At 62.8% G+C, this 14,541-nt stretch carries 17 protein-coding genes; 10 read left to right on the top strand and 7 right to left on the bottom strand.

What is annotated here, in order from left to right:
• Positions 1–4: 4 nt before the first annotated feature.
• From MRBLMU1_RS19060 to ispF, 7 genes are read left to right on the top strand one after another with little or no spacing between them, the layout of a single operon-like run.
• Positions 5–1,504: an NADH-quinone oxidoreductase subunit M gene (locus MRBLMU1_RS19060; protein WP_363504180.1), complete on the top strand. Its 1,500-nt coding sequence runs from the start codon at positions 5–7 to the stop codon at positions 1,502–1,504.
• Between the two features lie 19 nt (positions 1,505–1,523).
• Positions 1,524–3,029, top strand: coding sequence for an NADH-quinone oxidoreductase subunit NuoN (gene nuoN / locus MRBLMU1_RS19055; RefSeq protein ID WP_363504177.1), 1,506 nt, complete (start codon positions 1,524–1,526; stop codon positions 3,027–3,029).
• On the top strand, positions 3,029–3,334 hold the full coding sequence (locus MRBLMU1_RS19050; RefSeq protein WP_363504174.1) for a DUF2818 family protein: 306 nt from the start codon (positions 3,029–3,031) through the stop codon (positions 3,332–3,334). Before nuoN ends, MRBLMU1_RS19050 begins: the two co-directional genes overlap by 1 nt.
• A 30-nt stretch (positions 3,335–3,364) precedes the next feature.
• Positions 3,365–3,919 carry an NUDIX hydrolase gene (locus tag MRBLMU1_RS19045; protein ID WP_363504171.1) on the top strand — a complete coding sequence of 185 codons (555 nt, stop codon included), beginning with the start codon at positions 3,365–3,367 and terminating at the stop codon, positions 3,917–3,919.
• A 4-nt stretch (positions 3,920–3,923) separates the two neighbouring features.
• On the top strand, positions 3,924–4,619 hold the full coding sequence (locus tag MRBLMU1_RS19040; RefSeq protein ID WP_363504168.1) for a hypothetical protein: 696 nt from the start codon (positions 3,924–3,926) through the stop codon (positions 4,617–4,619).
• 5 nt (positions 4,620–4,624) lie between these two features.
• Positions 4,625–5,329: a 2-C-methyl-D-erythritol 4-phosphate cytidylyltransferase gene (gene ispD / locus MRBLMU1_RS19035; protein WP_363504165.1), complete on the top strand. Its 705-nt coding sequence runs from the start codon at positions 4,625–4,627 to the stop codon at positions 5,327–5,329.
• A gap of 15 nt (positions 5,330–5,344) precedes the next feature.
• Positions 5,345–5,833, top strand: coding sequence for a 2-C-methyl-D-erythritol 2,4-cyclodiphosphate synthase (ispF, locus tag MRBLMU1_RS19030; RefSeq protein ID WP_363504162.1), 489 nt, complete (start codon positions 5,345–5,347; stop codon positions 5,831–5,833).
• A 10-nt stretch (positions 5,834–5,843) separates the two neighbouring features.
• Here the strand turns inward: ispF and MRBLMU1_RS19025 are convergent, their stop codons facing one another.
• Positions 5,844–6,695, bottom strand: a complete 852-nt coding sequence (locus MRBLMU1_RS19025) for an NAD(P)H-binding protein (RefSeq protein ID WP_363504159.1) — start codon at positions 6,693–6,695, stop codon at positions 5,844–5,846.
• A 98-nt stretch (positions 6,696–6,793) separates the two neighbouring features.
• Between MRBLMU1_RS19025 and MRBLMU1_RS19020 the strand changes: the two genes are divergently transcribed.
• On the top strand, positions 6,794–7,699 hold the full coding sequence (locus MRBLMU1_RS19020; protein WP_363504156.1) for a LysR family transcriptional regulator: 906 nt from the start codon (positions 6,794–6,796) through the stop codon (positions 7,697–7,699).
• An 83-nt stretch (positions 7,700–7,782) separates the two neighbouring features.
• On the opposite strand, the gene MRBLMU1_RS19015 is transcribed toward MRBLMU1_RS19020, so the two are convergent.
• The gene (locus MRBLMU1_RS19015; protein WP_363504153.1) at positions 7,783–8,292 is read right to left on the bottom strand and encodes a DUF433 domain-containing protein; all 510 of its coding nucleotides are present in this window, start codon (positions 8,290–8,292) and stop codon (positions 7,783–7,785) included.
• Positions 8,210–8,494, bottom strand: coding sequence for a BrnT family toxin (locus tag MRBLMU1_RS19010; RefSeq protein WP_363504150.1), 285 nt, complete (start codon positions 8,492–8,494; stop codon positions 8,210–8,212). The genes MRBLMU1_RS19015 and MRBLMU1_RS19010 overlap by 83 nt, the downstream gene beginning before the upstream one ends.
• Positions 8,495–8,682: 188 nt before the next feature.
• Between MRBLMU1_RS19010 and MRBLMU1_RS19005 the strand changes: the two genes are divergently transcribed.
• Positions 8,683–8,985, top strand: a complete 303-nt coding sequence (locus MRBLMU1_RS19005) for a hypothetical protein (protein ID WP_363504147.1) — start codon at positions 8,683–8,685, stop codon at positions 8,983–8,985.
• Between the two features lie 141 nt (positions 8,986–9,126).
• Here the strand turns inward: MRBLMU1_RS19005 and MRBLMU1_RS19000 are convergent, their stop codons facing one another.
• Positions 9,127–10,374: an MFS transporter gene (locus tag MRBLMU1_RS19000; RefSeq protein WP_363504144.1), complete on the bottom strand. Its 1,248-nt coding sequence runs from the start codon at positions 10,372–10,374 to the stop codon at positions 9,127–9,129.
• A gap of 104 nt (positions 10,375–10,478) precedes the next feature.
• Here MRBLMU1_RS19000 and MRBLMU1_RS18995 point away from each other — a divergent pair, with 104 nt between their 5' ends.
• Positions 10,479–11,087, top strand: a complete 609-nt coding sequence (locus MRBLMU1_RS18995; RefSeq protein ID WP_363504141.1) for a TetR/AcrR family transcriptional regulator — start codon at positions 10,479–10,481, stop codon at positions 11,085–11,087.
• Positions 11,088–11,248: 161 nt separating this feature from the next.
• On the opposite strand, the gene MRBLMU1_RS18990 is transcribed toward MRBLMU1_RS18995, so the two are convergent.
• Genes MRBLMU1_RS18990 through ribA form a run of 3 tightly spaced genes read right to left on the bottom strand, consistent with a single transcriptional unit; the run spans position 11,249 to position 14,520 of the window.
• Positions 11,249–12,247: an FHA domain-containing protein gene (locus tag MRBLMU1_RS18990; protein WP_363504138.1), complete on the bottom strand. Its 999-nt coding sequence runs from the start codon at positions 12,245–12,247 to the stop codon at positions 11,249–11,251.
• Positions 12,244–13,836, bottom strand: a complete 1,593-nt coding sequence (locus MRBLMU1_RS18985; RefSeq protein WP_363504135.1) for a S1 family peptidase — start codon at positions 13,834–13,836, stop codon at positions 12,244–12,246. The genes MRBLMU1_RS18990 and MRBLMU1_RS18985 overlap by 4 nt, the downstream gene beginning before the upstream one ends.
• Before the next feature lie 30 nt (positions 13,837–13,866).
• Positions 13,867–14,520, bottom strand: coding sequence for a GTP cyclohydrolase II (ribA, locus tag MRBLMU1_RS18980; protein WP_363504133.1), 654 nt, complete (start codon positions 14,518–14,520; stop codon positions 13,867–13,869).
• Positions 14,521–14,541: the final 21 nt, after the last annotated feature.

Raw genomic sequence — 14,541 nt, 5'->3', positions numbered from 1 at the left:
AACCATGATGCAGTCAACTATATCTACCTTACCTCCGTACCTGAGCCTGGCGATCTGGCTTCCGATTGTCTTCGGCCTGATCGTCCTGGCCGTCGGCCGTGACACCAACGCGGCGCTGGTCCGCGTCGGTTCGCTGATCGGCGCGATCGTCAGCTTCGCCGCTACGATCCCGCTGATCACGAACTTCAACAACGCCGCCCACGGCATGCAGTTCGTCGAGAAATCGCCCTGGATCGAGACGTTCAACATCTACTACTCGCTGGGTATCGACGGCCTGTCGCTGTGGTTCGTGCCGCTGACGGCATTCATCACCGTGATCGTCGTGATCTCGGCCTGGCAGGTGATCCAGAAGCGCGTTGCTCAATACATGGGCGCCTTCCTGATTCTGTCCGGCCTGATGATCGGCGTGTTCTGCGCGATGGACGGCCTGCTGTTCTACTTCTTCTTCGAAGCGACCCTGATCCCGATGTACATCATCATCGGCGTGTGGGGCGGCGAGAACCGCGTGTACGCGTCGTTCAAGTTCTTCCTCTACACCTTCTTCGGCTCCTTGCTGACCTTGGTCGCGATCATCTACCTGTACCGCGTGACGGGCACCTTCGACATCCTGACCTGGCACCTGACGCCGTTGACGATGCGCGAGCAGATCTTCATCTTCATCGCCTTCTTCATGGCCTTCGCCGTCAAGGTTCCGATGTTCCCGGTCCACACCTGGCTGCCGGACGTCCACGTCGAAGCGCCGACCGGCGGTTCCGCCGTGCTGGCCGCGATCATGCTGAAGCTGGGCGCTTATGGCTTCCTGCGTTTCTCGCTGCCGATCACCCCGGACGCGTCGCACTACCTGGCCGGTTTCGTCATCACCCTGTCGCTGATCGCCGTGATCTACGTCGGCCTGGTGGCACTGGTACAGAAGGACATGAAAAAGCTGGTCGCCTACTCGTCGATCGCGCACATGGGCTTCGTCACGCTGGGCTTCTTCATCTTCAACGCCATCGGCGTGCAGGGCGCGATCGTGCAAATGATCTCGCACGGATTCATCTCCGGCGCGATGTTCCTGTGTATCGGCGTGCTGTATGACCAGGCGCACTCGCGTCAAATCGCCGACTACGGTGGTGTCGTCAACAAGATGCCTAAATTCGCCGCGCTGTTCATCTTCTTCTCGATGGCCAACTGCGGTCTGCCTGCGACTTCCGGCTTCGTCGGCGAGTTCATGGTGATCCTGGGCGCCGTGCAGTACAACTTCTGGATCGGTTTGCTGGCCGCGACCGCGCTGATCTTCGGTGCGGCGTACTCGCTGTGGATGGCCAAGCGCGTCATCTTCGGCAAAGTCACCAACCACCATGTGGCCGCGCTGGTCGATGTCAATGGCCGCGAGTTCTTCATGCTGGGTATTCTGGCGATCGCCGTGCTGGTCATGGGTCTGTACCCAGCGCCGTTCACCGACACGATGCAAACCTCGGTCGCCGACCTGCTGACGCATGTCGCAAAAAGCAAGCTGCCTTAAGAAAAACGGAAACGCATAAATGACTACACCTATTCCACAAGAGGCGTTCAATCTCGCACCGGCGTATGCCGAGGTGACGTTGATCATTGGCGCCTCGCTACTCCTGCTGGTGGACATGTTCCTGTCCGAGTCCAAGCGGTCGATCACCTACGTGCTGTCGCTGGCGATACTGGCGGTTTTGGCCGGCATCACCTTCGCCGACTTCAGCGCCGGCACCACCGCGTACACCTTCCACGGCATGTACGTCAACGATCCGATGGCGAACCTGCTCAAGCTGGCCACCTACGTGGCCGTGGCGCTGACGCTGGTGTATTCGCGCCAGTACGTCACGCAGCGCGGCATGATGAGCGGTAACCTGGGCGGCGAGTTCTACGTCCTGGCGCTGTTCGCGATGCTGGGCCAGATGGTCATGATCTCGGGTTCGAACTTCCTGACGATCTACCTGGGCGTCGAACTGATGTCGCTGTCGCTGTACGCGCTGGTCGCGCTGCGCCGCGATAACCACAAGGCCACCGAGGCGGCGATGAAGTACTTCATCCTCGGCGCATTGGCATCCGGTTTCCTGTTGTACGGTATCTCGATGCTGTACGGCGCCACCGGCACCCTGGAAATCAGCAAAGTGGCCGCCGCCGTCGCAGCGGGCACCATCAAGCCGACCATCCTGGTGTTCGGTATCGTGTTCCTGGTCGCCGGTCTGGCGTTCAAACTGGGCGCCGTGCCGTTCCACATGTGGGTACCGGACGTCTACGAAGGTTCGCCAACCGCGGTGACGCTGCTGCTGGGCGGCGCGCCGAAGATCGCCACTTTCGCGATCTGCATCCGCCTGCTGGTGGAAGGCCTGCTGCCGATGGCGTTCGACTGGCAGCAGATGCTGATGGTCCTGGCCGTGCTGTCGCTGGCCATCGGTAACCTTACCGCTATCGCCCAGACGAACCTGAAGCGCATGCTGGCTTATTCGACCATCGCGCAAATCGGCTTCGTGCTGCTTGGCCTGCTGGCCGGCGTGGTCGGCACCACCGACCGTACCGGCATCGCCGCCGCCTACAGCTCGTCGATGTACTACATCCTGACCTACGTGCTGACCACCGTCGGCAGCTTCGGCTTGTTGATGCTGTTGTCGCGCTCCGGCTTCGAAGCCGAGACGCTGAACGACTTCAAGGGCCTGAGCAAGCGCAGTGGCTGGTTCGCGGTCGTCATGACGATCCTGATGTTCTCGCTGGCCGGCGTGCCGCCGATGATGGGCTTTGCCGCCAAGTTTTCGGTACTGAGCGCCGTGCTGGGCACGGGCCAGATCTGGCTGACCGTGGTCGCGGTGATGTTCTCGCTGATCGGCGCGTTCTACTACCTGCGCATCGTTAAACTGATGTGGTTCGACGAGCCGACCGACAGCTCGCCGATCGTCGCCCACGGCGACATGAAGTTTGTGCTGAGCGTGAACGGCCTGGCCATCGTGGTGCTGGGTATTCTGCCCGAGCCGCTGCTGGCGATGTGCATGAAGGCCATGCAAGCGACCCTCGCCACCTGATGGATGTTTCCGTCGCAAGCTGGTTGGTGATCGCGATAGCCATCGCGGCCGCCAACCTGCCTTTTTTCAACGACAAGGTATTCGCCCTGGTCCCGGCCACGTGGCGGCGCAAGCCGCTGATCGTGCGCCTGGTCGAAATGGTGGCGCTGTACTTTGTCGTTGGTTCCATCGGCTTCGCCCTGGAAGGCCACATAGGCAACCGCTTCCCCCAGACCTGGGAGTTCTACGCGATCTCCGGCTGTCTGTTCCTCGTTTTCGGCTTCCCCGGATTCATCGCGCGCTACCTGCGCAAGCGTCACGACTGATACACTAGCGGCTTCAATCAAGGAGCCGACATGTCGACACTGACAGAAACCCGCATCGACGGTGAATTGGTCTACGACGGCCACTTCCTCAAAGTCCAACGCGACACCATAGAACTCCCCGACGGCAAACGCACCGGCCGCGAATACATCCTGCATCCCGGCGCGGTCGTGATCCTGCCGCTGCTCGACGACGGCAAGGTGCTGCTCGAGCGCCAGTACCGCTATCCGCTGCACGACGTGTTCATTGAATTCCCGGCCGGGAAAATCGATCCGGGCGAAGATCCGCTGGCAAGCGCGAAACGAGAGCTGGAAGAGGAAACCGGCTACACCGCCACCGACTGGCAGTTCGTCAGCAAGATCCACAACGCCATCGCCTATTCGGACGAACATCTGGACCTGTACCTCGCGCGTGGTTTGAAGCTTGGCGAGCAAAAGCTGGACGATGGCGAGTTCCTTGAACTGTTCACCGCCACCATCGACGAACTGCTGCAGTGGGTACGCGAAGGTAAAGTCACCGACGTCAAAACCATCATCGGCGCGTTCTGGCTCGACAAGCTGCGCGCGGGCGACTGGAAGCTGGACTAAGGTTATGAAGCCGGCGGCACTGATCTTGTTGTGCTGCGGCGCCGGGGCTGGCGTGACCCAGGCGGCCGAACGCACACCGTTCCAGATCCGCTGCGAGGACACGATCAGCAAAACCATCTCGGTGCTGTCGACGAAGAGCAATGGCTTCACGATCAACAACCAGCTGCCTTACCGCGCGTTGACGCTGAAAACCGGCAGCATCGACGGCCGCAGCGAGACGCTGGGCCTGACGGTCACGCGCGCACAGTTTTCCGCCACGTTGGGCGGGCCTATCCTGCAGGACAAGGTCAGCGGCTACGAATGCGTGGCGCCGCGCGTGGAGATCAAGATGAACTACTCGCCGGTGCTGATTTATGTCGGCAACGAGTTCGTCCCCGGCAGCTGCGGCTACAACACGATCCTGGAGCACGAGCAGCGCCACCTCAAAGCGTATATGGACAATCTCTCGCGGGTCGAAAAGGTGGTGCGCGATGCGCTGAACCGCCGCTTCGAAGGCAAGCCTCTGTACGCGCCGTCGGGCACCGCGCAGTCGGCGCTGCAGCACGAGATCAACAGCCAGTGGTTCCCATTTATTCAGTCGGAATTCGACAAAGGTAATCTGGAGCAGGCTAAAATCGACACCCCCGCCGAATACGCGCGCCTGGCCGGTACTTGTAACGGCGAGATCCGGGAAATCGTCCAGCGCAGGCGCAGAAGATAGAGAACATGACAGCACATACGAATACACCGCGCTATTTCGCGCTGCTACCCGCCGCCGGCGTCGGCGCGCGCATGGCGGCCGATGGACCGAAACAATACCTGATGGTGGGCGGAAAACCGATGCTGCGCCACGCCATCGACGCCTTCCGCGGCAGCGATCTGGTGGCGCACACCTACGTTGTCGTCAGCGCGGTGGACGGCCAGATCGACGCGGTGCTGCCGCCGGGCCTCGATGGCGTCACGGTGCTGCGATGCGGCGGCGTCACCCGCATGGATACGGTGCTCAACGCCTTGCGCGCGCTGGACGGCATCGTCACGGACAAGGACCTGGTCATGGTGCACGACGCCGCGCGCCCCGGCCTAACGCCGGCCTTGATCGCCAAATTGATACAGGGTGTTGGCGACTACGCCGCCGGCGGCCTGCTGGCGCTGCCGGTGGTCGACACGGTCAAGCGCAAGGCGGGCGACGACGTCGCCACGGTTCCGCGCGACGGCCTGTGGCTGGCGCAGACGCCGCAGATGTTCAGCTACGCGCTGCTGCTGCGGGCGCTGGGCGGCGCGCCGGACGCCAACGCCATCACCGACGACGCCAGCGCCGTAGAGATGCTGGGCATGTCGCCGCGCCTGATCGAAGGCCACCCACGAAATTTGAAAGTCACGCTGCCGGCCGACATTCGCATCGCCGAGATGTATCTGGCCGCCGGCGAATAACCAAGGAAACCCCCTATGACAAAACTACCGTTCCGCATCGGCCAGGGCTACGACTGCCACGCTTTGGTGGAAGGCCGCAAGCTGATCATCGGCGGCGTCGACATCCCGCACCACGTCGGCCTGCTGGGTCACTCGGACGCCGACGTGCTGCTGCATGCGATCACCGATTCGATTTTAGGCGCGGCGGCGCTGGGCGACATCGGCAAGCATTTTCCGGATACGGACGTGCAGTTCAAGGGCGCCGATTCGCGCACCTTGCTGAAGGAGGCCGCGCGCCGCGTGATGGCCACCGGCTACAGCATCGGCAACGTCGATTGCACCATCATCGCCCAGCGTCCGAAGATGGCGCCGCACATCCAGTCCATGCGCGCGAACATCGCGGAGGATTTGGGGCTGGACATCAGCCAGGTCAACGTCAAGGCCAAGACCAACGAGAAGCTGGGTTACCTTGGACGCGAAGAAGGCATCGCGGCCGAATCGATCGCGATGCTGATCGCAGTGTAAGCGTGGCGGGTTAGCGCGCCAGCAGTCCCGCAATGGCCTCGTCCAGTGTGACGACGCCTTTGCGCGGCGTTCCTTCAAAGGCGATCCAGCCTTCATTGAACCCGTCCAGCATACGCATGCGTGGAGCGGGATTCTTCATACCTTGAGAAACGAATAGCTCCGCCCACGTATCGCGCGGTACCGCATGCGTTTTGACGGCGGTGCCCAGCAGCCTGGCGAAGCTCGCCGCGATATCGGCAGGGCTGATGTGCTCCGGACCTTCCAGCTCCACCACGCGCAGCCCGCTCCAGGTTTGCCGCAGCAGCTCGTGGGCCACCGTCGAGATATCCGCGCAGGCGACCATCGGCACCGGACGGTCGAGTGGTTGCAGGAAACTGGCGATGTCGCCGCTGGCACGGGCGGACGCCACGTCCCACTGGCTGTTCTCGATGAACCATGCCGCGCGCAGGAACGCGACCGGCAAATCCAGCTTGCCCAGTTCCTGTTCCATGATGCCAAGCTGGTTGAGCAGGTTCGGGCGCGCCGATTGAGCGCCGATAGTCGATAGCGCGACCACGCGCCCAGGCCGTGCCGCCGTCAACGCTTCGCGCAATGCCGCGATGCTGCGTCGCGCTTCCGGGAAGCCGTCCGATGGATCGAAGGTCGGCGGCAGCAGCACGAACACCGCCTCCGCACCGGTGAAGGCTTGCGTCAGTGCGGCGGCGTCGTTGATGTCTGCCAGCGCCACTTCGGCGCCGCGCGCGGTCCAGGCGCCGCCTCTAGCCGCGTCGCGCACCACGGCGCGCACTGGCAACCCCGCCGCGAGTAGTTGGAGGCCCAGCGCCGAGCCGACTTGTCCCGTGATACCGGTGATTGCATACATGGTGTTCTCCTATAAAGATCGATAAGGAGAATTTTGATGCAAACCGGCTCATACTCCGATAGCATGGAATGCATATCATTAATGACTAGTTGGCATATATGTCTTTTGACGAACGGGTGGTGAACGGCATGCGGGTGCTGGCGGCGATCGTCGACAGCGGCAGCTTTGTGCGTGCCGGCGAGGCGTTGGATATGTCGCAGTCGGGCGTAAGCCGCGCCATCGCGCGACTGGAATCGCGTCTCAATATCCGGCTGTTCGACCGCACCACGCGCAAGGTCTCGCTAACCGATGAGGGACGCCGCTTCTACGCGCAGATCGGTCCTTTGCTGGCGGGGCTGGAGGAGGCCGTGGCGTCGGCCGGGGAGGGGGCGGTGGCCGTGCGCGGCAAGCTGCGCGTCAACGCCGATCCGCTGTTGGCGCGTTTGCTGCTCGGCCCGAGGCTGGGGGATTTTTTAAAGCTGCACCCGGAGCTGGAACTGGATCTGTACGCGCGTGACCAGATCGGCGACATGGTCGGCGACGGCGTCGATCTGGCCATTCGACTCGGGCAGCCGCAGACATCTTCACTGATCGCCCGCAAGTTGATGGACACGCGCGTGCTGACCGTCGCCACGCCTGGATACCTGCGCAAGCACGGCGTGCCGAAGAAACCGTCGGATTTGGAGGAGCCGGGCCATACGTGTATCCACTTCCGTAATCCCGCAACGGGCAGGCCGTTTGAGTGGGAGTTTCATCGTGGAGGCAAAGTTACCTACGTTCAGCCGCGCAGCCAGATCACCCTCAACGATGCGGGGACGATGGAAAGTGTGCTGTTGTCCGGCTACGGTCTGGCGCAGGTGATCGATATCGCCGTGGAGCCGCTGCTGCGTTCCGGCGCGCTGACGCCGGTCCTCACTGCCTGGCCGGATGAACGCTTTCCGCTGTACGCACTGTACCCATCGCGCCAGCACCCGCCAGCCAAGACGCGGGCGTTCCTGGAGTTTTTCCAGTCGCTGCTAGCGTGACAGGCCAGGATATGTACGCATATCCTGGGGCTGGCTTCCGACTGCCTCAATGTTGTCCAGGCCGTCACGCGAATGATGGTGCGCTAAACGGGATGCTTTGCGATTCTAAGGGGGGCTGCCCCTGAGTCCATCGCATTGCTGATCTCTTCGTAAAACAGCGTTGCATCGCTTTCCAGTACGGCAGTCGCGGTGTTTTGTGACACCGTCGGATGATCGTGCAGAAAATCATCCATGGTTTTCCCGACAAGCAGATAGTCGAACATGCGTTTGATCGGCACGAGCGTATTTTTAAACACGGGCATACCGCCGAGGATGTCGGGTTCCATCTGCACCAGAGGCGTGATCGATTTCATGAACGCTAGCACTTCCGGGTCATAAGGATCGGTAGGGGACGTACGTGGGGGAATGATACGGCCTCTGAAGCGATGCACTGGTTCGGTGAAGTAACGTGGATCATATTCCGGGCAGTCTTCGTCAATCTCGATCTCGTCGTCATGGTTCGGCATCACGTCAATCCAACCGGCAGACTCGTCGCGTGAAGTCCCGCCTTTCTCGGCGCGTTGCCCATCTAAAAGAGATGATTCGTATTTCATCGTTTTGCTCCGTGTAAGTAATTGAAACCACGTTGCCTTGAAAATAACCCAACGCATTGTATCGACGTTCGCCGTAGCTAAAACGGGTATCTTCCGTTGAGTAGGAATCATTCTCCAGCACAGCGGGCGCATCAGCAAAATCCAGCCCGTGCTTGCGCAGGTTGCTTTTGCGTTTGGCCTCGTCCCAAGTGTAGGTGGTCATGTTCAGTGTAGTGGCTTGAGGATATCCTTCAAGCGGCACTGAAGAAAAAAAGCCAGGCTGCCAGGACGTCTCGCGACATCCTGCGCCCGGCTTTATCATCGGTCGTTCGGTCAGATCAATGGTGCGTGGTTATGTCATGCCGGTGGAAAACGATCTGCTACCATGGCGGTTTTTCAGCAAGGATGACCATGGCGCGCGATATTTATGCTTACCGGCAGGTGGCGGTGCACTCGGTGCGGCGCGGAGGCGTGGTCGAGATCCATCCGGTGCCGGGGCAGGCGTTTTCGCCGGAGCTGGCTGTGCATTGCTCGCGGCGCATGAGCGATACGGCGTTGTATCCGTTGGGGACCTGCTTTTTGCTGGACGCTAAGCTGACCGATCGCCAGGGCGGCACGCCGTACCTGTACGCCTGGCACGGCGACGACATCAAGGTGTTGTCGGCCAGGGAGACCAAGGCTTTCCTGGCCGAGTTTAGGCGCGGTAGAATCTAGGTGGGCGCTGGCGTTGCTGGCGACTCATACATGGCGGATTACGCCGTTCCGGCTAATCCGCCCTACGTGTTCCAGCGTGTTGCCGCCGACCAGTCCGTAGCGCGCAATTTATATGCGCCTCGGGCTCGCAGTGGTCGGTGCTCAGTGCACGGCGTGCAATTTAGCTGACGGCTTGCCGTCGTCCTCGCCCCATTTTGCGATGACCGCCGCCATCGCCACGGCGAACACGCCGCCGACCACCATTGCGCTCGATACGCCCAGATGGTCGACCGCCACGCCGCCCACCAGCGCGCCGCTGGCCAGCGAGATCTGCGCGGTGGCGACGAACACGGCGCCGCCGCTTTCCATCGCATCCGGCGCTGCGCGGAACATCCATGTTTGGACGGAGATCGGCATCATGCCGAAGGCCAGGCCCCAGATCACGATCAGTGCCGTTGCGCCGATCAGCGAGGTGCCGATCAACGGCAGCGCCGCCGCCGACAAGCCCATGACCAGACCGGTGGCGATCATCGACATGCGCACGCTGCGCGCCACCGTCCAGCCGCCGATCAGGTTGCCGACGAAGCCTGCCGCGCCATAAGTCAGCAGCAGGGCGCTGATGGTCGTTGCGTTCAAGCCGCCGACCTGGCTCAGGAACGGGGTGACATACGTGTAGGCGGCGAACTGGCCGATGAAGATCAGCAAGGTGGCCAGCATGCCGAGCCGCGCCTTCTTCACGCGCAGCAGCGCCGGCAATTGCGCGAAGGTCAGCGATTGCGTCGTCGGCAGGCGTGGCAGCAGCCACATTTGCGTTAGCAGCACCAGCACGGCGACCGCGCCGGCCGCGTAGAAGGCCACCCTCCAGCCGACCAGTTCACCGATCAGCGCGCCGGCCGGCACGCCGGCCACGGTGCCGAGCGAGATGCCGGCGAAGATGATCGACGTCGCTCGCGTTGCGTATTCGGGCGGCACCAGCCGGTTGCCCAGCGCGCCGCCGATGGCCCAGAAGCCGCCGACGCCGATACCGAGCAAGGCGCGGCCGATCAGGATCACGATGAACGAGTCGGACAGCGCCACCATCAAATTGGAGACGATCAGGGTGCCGGTCAGCGCCCAGATCACATAGCGGCGGTCGGTCTTGCCGACGCCGATGGTGACCAGGATGGCGGCAAAGGCGGCCACCAGGCCGGGAATGGTGACCATCATGCCGGCCAGGCCTTCGGTCACCTTCAGTTCGGCGGCGATCGACGGCAACAGGCCGACCGGCAGGAATTCCGTCGTGACGAGGGCGAACGAGCCGACGGCGACGGAGAGCACGGCCAGCCAGGCGGCGCGGGTGGGGGCGGGCGTGGTGAGCGCCGACGGTTGACTTACAGGCGGCACAGCCTGCGCGTTGGATGTTGGTTGCATGGGAAATAGTCCTGGGTAGTCGTAAAAATGCTTGAGTTTTTTACTGATCGGTTCATAATGACGGTTGGAGAGCACGTTGTCAATATAATTTTTAACCGATTGGTATGAAAGAGAATACTTCCACAGTCCGCAAGACGGGCCGTCCGCGCACTTTCGATGCTGAAACCGCGCTGGACAAAGCGATGAAGGTGTTTTGGGAGAAGGGTTACGAGGGTAGCTCGCTGCCGGAACTGACCGAGGCGATGGGCATGAACCGGCCCAGTTTGTACGCCGTGTTCGGTAACAAGGAAAACCTGTTCCGCCTGGCGCTCGACCGGTATGGCGCGACGCACGATCCGCTGTTCAACGCGGCGCTGAAGGAACCGACCGCGCGCGCCGTGGTCGAGCATTTTTTGCGCGGCAATGCCGATGCGCAGACCGAGACCGACAAGCCGCATGGCTGTCTGGTGATCAACGGCGCGCTGGCGTGCAGCGACGATGCGCTGCCGATTCGCAATTCATTGATCGAGCGCCGGGCCGCGAGCGAGGAAAAGCTGCGCGAGCGTTTCGAGCGGGCGAAGGTGGATGGCGATTTGCCGGCCGACAGCTGTTCGGGGCAGATGGCGCGCTATGTGATGACGGTGTCGAACGGCATGGCGGTGCAGGCCGCCGCCGGCGCGACGCGCGAACAGTTGCAGGGCGTGGTCGACCAGGTGTTGCGCGGTTGGCCGTGAGGCCGGCTCTTACACGGGGCCACGCATCACCACGGATACACGTAGGGCGGATTAGCGCAGCGTAATCGGCCATGCATGCGCCGTCGGCGGCTCATATATGGCCGATTACGGCGTTCCGCCTAATCCGCCCTACGTGTCTCCGAGGTATTCAAACGTCGTAGTCACTCGGCGCTGTTGTCATCGTCGTCATCGTCCGTGTCGTCCACGCCGTCCTTGACGCCGCGCGCCCGGGCTGCGTCGGTGTCGGCCTTGAGCTTGGCGGCGTCGCCCATGAATTGGTCGACGCTGCGGTCGGGGCTGCGCTTGACTTCCGGCGGCAACAATACCGACATGTAGAGCTCGTCCGCCACGCGGCCTGTGCCTTGCAGGTTGGTCATCAGCATCAAGCCGGCGCCGACCAGCATCATGATCGTGGCGGTGGTGGCGAACTGCTTCGTTAGATGCGGCTTGATGGTCTTCAGATGGAAGAACAGCATGCCGCAGACGATCGCCAGGGTGACCAGGTTGCCATACCGCGTGAATCCTTCGGCCGACCACGCATACGCCATGATGCTGCTGGCGGCGCGCCAGATGCCTACCACCGCCAGGCCGCTGCCCAAGATGAACAGGTGCCGGCCCATGCGCGCGTGGCTGCCGAACAGGCGGTTGGCCAGCGCCCACACGCCGCTCCACAGCAAGCCCGCCGCCAGGCTGGACGCGAGCACCAGCAGATAACGGATCAAAGCGAACGGTTCGACATCGGACAGCCACGTTTCCAAAACGCTGAAGACGGCGATCAGCAGCAGGCCGATGGTGGCCGGCGTCGCGCCTTCCCAGCCGTGCATGGTGGTGTCGGCGATTTCGGCCGGCACCGGGAAGTCGGCGGCGCGGATGCGCAGGCGGGTGTGGCCGAGACGCACTACAGTGTCGCCGCCCAGCACGACCTCGGTCTGGCGCTTGCCGCGCGCGTAGGTGCCGTTCTTGCTGCCGAGGTCGCGCAGCACCAGCTTTTCCTGCGCGTCCAGGTCGACGATGGCGTGCGCGGCGGCGCTATGGGCGTCGTCGAGGATGATGTCGTTGTCGTAGCTGCGTCCGAGTCGGATCGGCAAGGTGTCGGCCTTGTGCCGATGCAGCACGTCGCCGTTGCGGGCGAGGATTTCCACGAAGTAGGGGGCCATCATTGCGCGCCTCCCGTGGCCGGCTTGGCCGGGGGCGGGGGCTGTTTATCGGCGGTTCCGCCCGGCGGCTTGCCTGCCTTGCCGGCCGGCGCGCGCGCGGGCATGGCCGCGCCGGCCGGTGCCAGCGACAGCGATTCGAGGAACACGCGCGACAGGCGCATGCCGTTGTCGTACGAGACGCCGCGCGCATCGAGCCGGCTTTGCAGGCTCATCAACCCTTGGTCGGTGGTGGCCGTCAGCAGCGCGAAATCGTACAGGCCGGCGAACTTGCGGTAGGCGCGCACGCACAGCACGGCGCGCAGCGGCAGGTTTTTGTTCTTGACGAAGTCTTCGGTGCAGTTGGGGCCGGTCAGGCGGGTGTCCTTGTTGCTGCCGAAATGCTCGTTCTTGAACGAGGCGCTGGCCAGTTGCGCGAAGCGCAGCTTGTCGAGGCCGGTACCACGGATGAACTGGTGGCGGATGCTGAGCTGCCCCGTTTGCAGCGAGCCGCTGACGAAGATCGCCGACTCCATCGCGCAACTGGCGTCGTCGACCGTGAACGGCTTGTCGGCCTTGACGTTGGAGCGTCCCCAGCAGCGCATCTGTTCGGACTCGCGCACCGGCACCTGGTACGGTCCCATCGGTTTCAGGCTAAGCGGGCTCGACAGCAGTTGATCGACCATCGCGCGCTGATGGCTCAGCAGCTGGCCGGCCACCACCGACGTGAAATCGGCTGGCGCCTTGGCTTGTTGTTCGACCTTGCGCAGCAGGTCCTGGGCGAAGCGGGCCGGCACCAGGAAGCTGACCAGTTCGCCATCGAGGCGCTTGGAGACGTTGACGCCGGCCACCGAGCCGTCGACCGTCACGCTGGGGCCGCCGCTCATGCCGGAGTTGATCGGACCGGTGAACATCAGCTGGTCGTAGAAACTGCGCGCGATGACGCCGTTGTAGGCGCCCTCGGAAATGGCAAAGCCCAGATCGAGCGGATTGCCCATCGAGTACAGATACTGGCCCTGCGTCAGGCGCGCCAGCTGGTCCGGCATCTTGAAGAAGCCGGTGCCGTTGCGGTTGACGCGCAGCACGGCCAAATCGTGCAGCACGTCGACCGCCAGCAGTTCCACATTGCCGCGCTGGCCGCTGGTGTCGACCCATTCGCCGACGTAGGTGTCCGGATCGAGCGCGAACTGCGACACCACGTGGTAGTTGGTGACGACCAGGTTGCTGGTGCCGATCAAGAAGCCCGAACCCACCGACGATTGCGTGCGGCCGCTTTTCAGCAGCGAGCGCACTTGCAGGATATCGTTCTTGGCCGACGCATACAGATGCTGGGCCGCGCTCGACGGTGGCGGCAGCGGCGCGGTATCGGCGGCTGCGGACGGGTCGGCGGAATCAGGGGATGTGGGTGGAGCGGGCGGGACCGGCTGCGCCGACTGCGGCTGCTTGCCCTTGGCGGGCGCAGTGGCGGTCGTTGCGGTCGTGGTCGCCGCTGCGGTCGCCGCGTTGGCGGTTGCGGCCAGCGTCGGCGCGGCGGGGTTTGCGGTGGTGGAGGCGGCCAGCGCGCCAGCGCAGGCCCCGGTCAAGGCGATGGATGTGGCAAGCGCGGTAAATTTCATGCAAACCTTAGACTTATTCTATCGGCAACCTCAGAGCGCGCCATCTTCCACGGCGGCGGGCGTCAAAGGCGTCATCATGTGACCCAGCTTGGCAGCCTTGGTGTTCAGATAGTGCTGGTTGAACGCGTTGCGGTTGACGAGCAGCGGCACGCGCTCGGCCACTTCGATGCCAAGTTTGGTCATGGCATCAATCTTACGCGGATTATTGGTCATCAGGCGCAGGCTTTTGACGTCGAAGCGGGCCAGCATCGGCTTGACCAGCCCGTAGGTGCGCTGGTCCGGCTTGAAGCCCAGCTGTTCGTTGGCCTGGACCGTGTCGGCACCGGCCTCTTGCAGGCGATAGGCGCGGATTTTGTTGATCAGGCCGATACCGCGGCCTTCCTGGCGCAGATACAGCAGCACGCCGCGGCCTTCGGCGGCGATCTTCTTGAGCGCGCCTTCAAGCTGGGCGCCGCAATCGCAACGTTGTGAGAACAGCACGTCGCCGGTCAGGCACTCGGAGTGCACGCGCGCCAGCACCGGCTCGCCGTCGCCGATATCGCCCAGCACCATGGCCAGATGTTCCTTGCCGGTGGCTTTTTCGACAAAGGCGTGCAAGGTGAACTGTGCCCAGGGCGTCGGCAAGGCGCACGAAGTCATGTAGTCCAATTCGTCTTTTGCCGGTGTTTCCGCGCTCTGCAACATAGCTATGCTCTTCAAATATTG

This window comes from Burkholderia sp. LMU1-1-1.1 (assembly GCF_040675865.1).
GTDB lineage: Bacteria > Pseudomonadota > Gammaproteobacteria > Burkholderiales > Burkholderiaceae_D > Rugamonas.
Note: the sequence above shows the minus strand (reverse complement) of the source record. Positions and strands in the feature narration are given on the sequence as shown.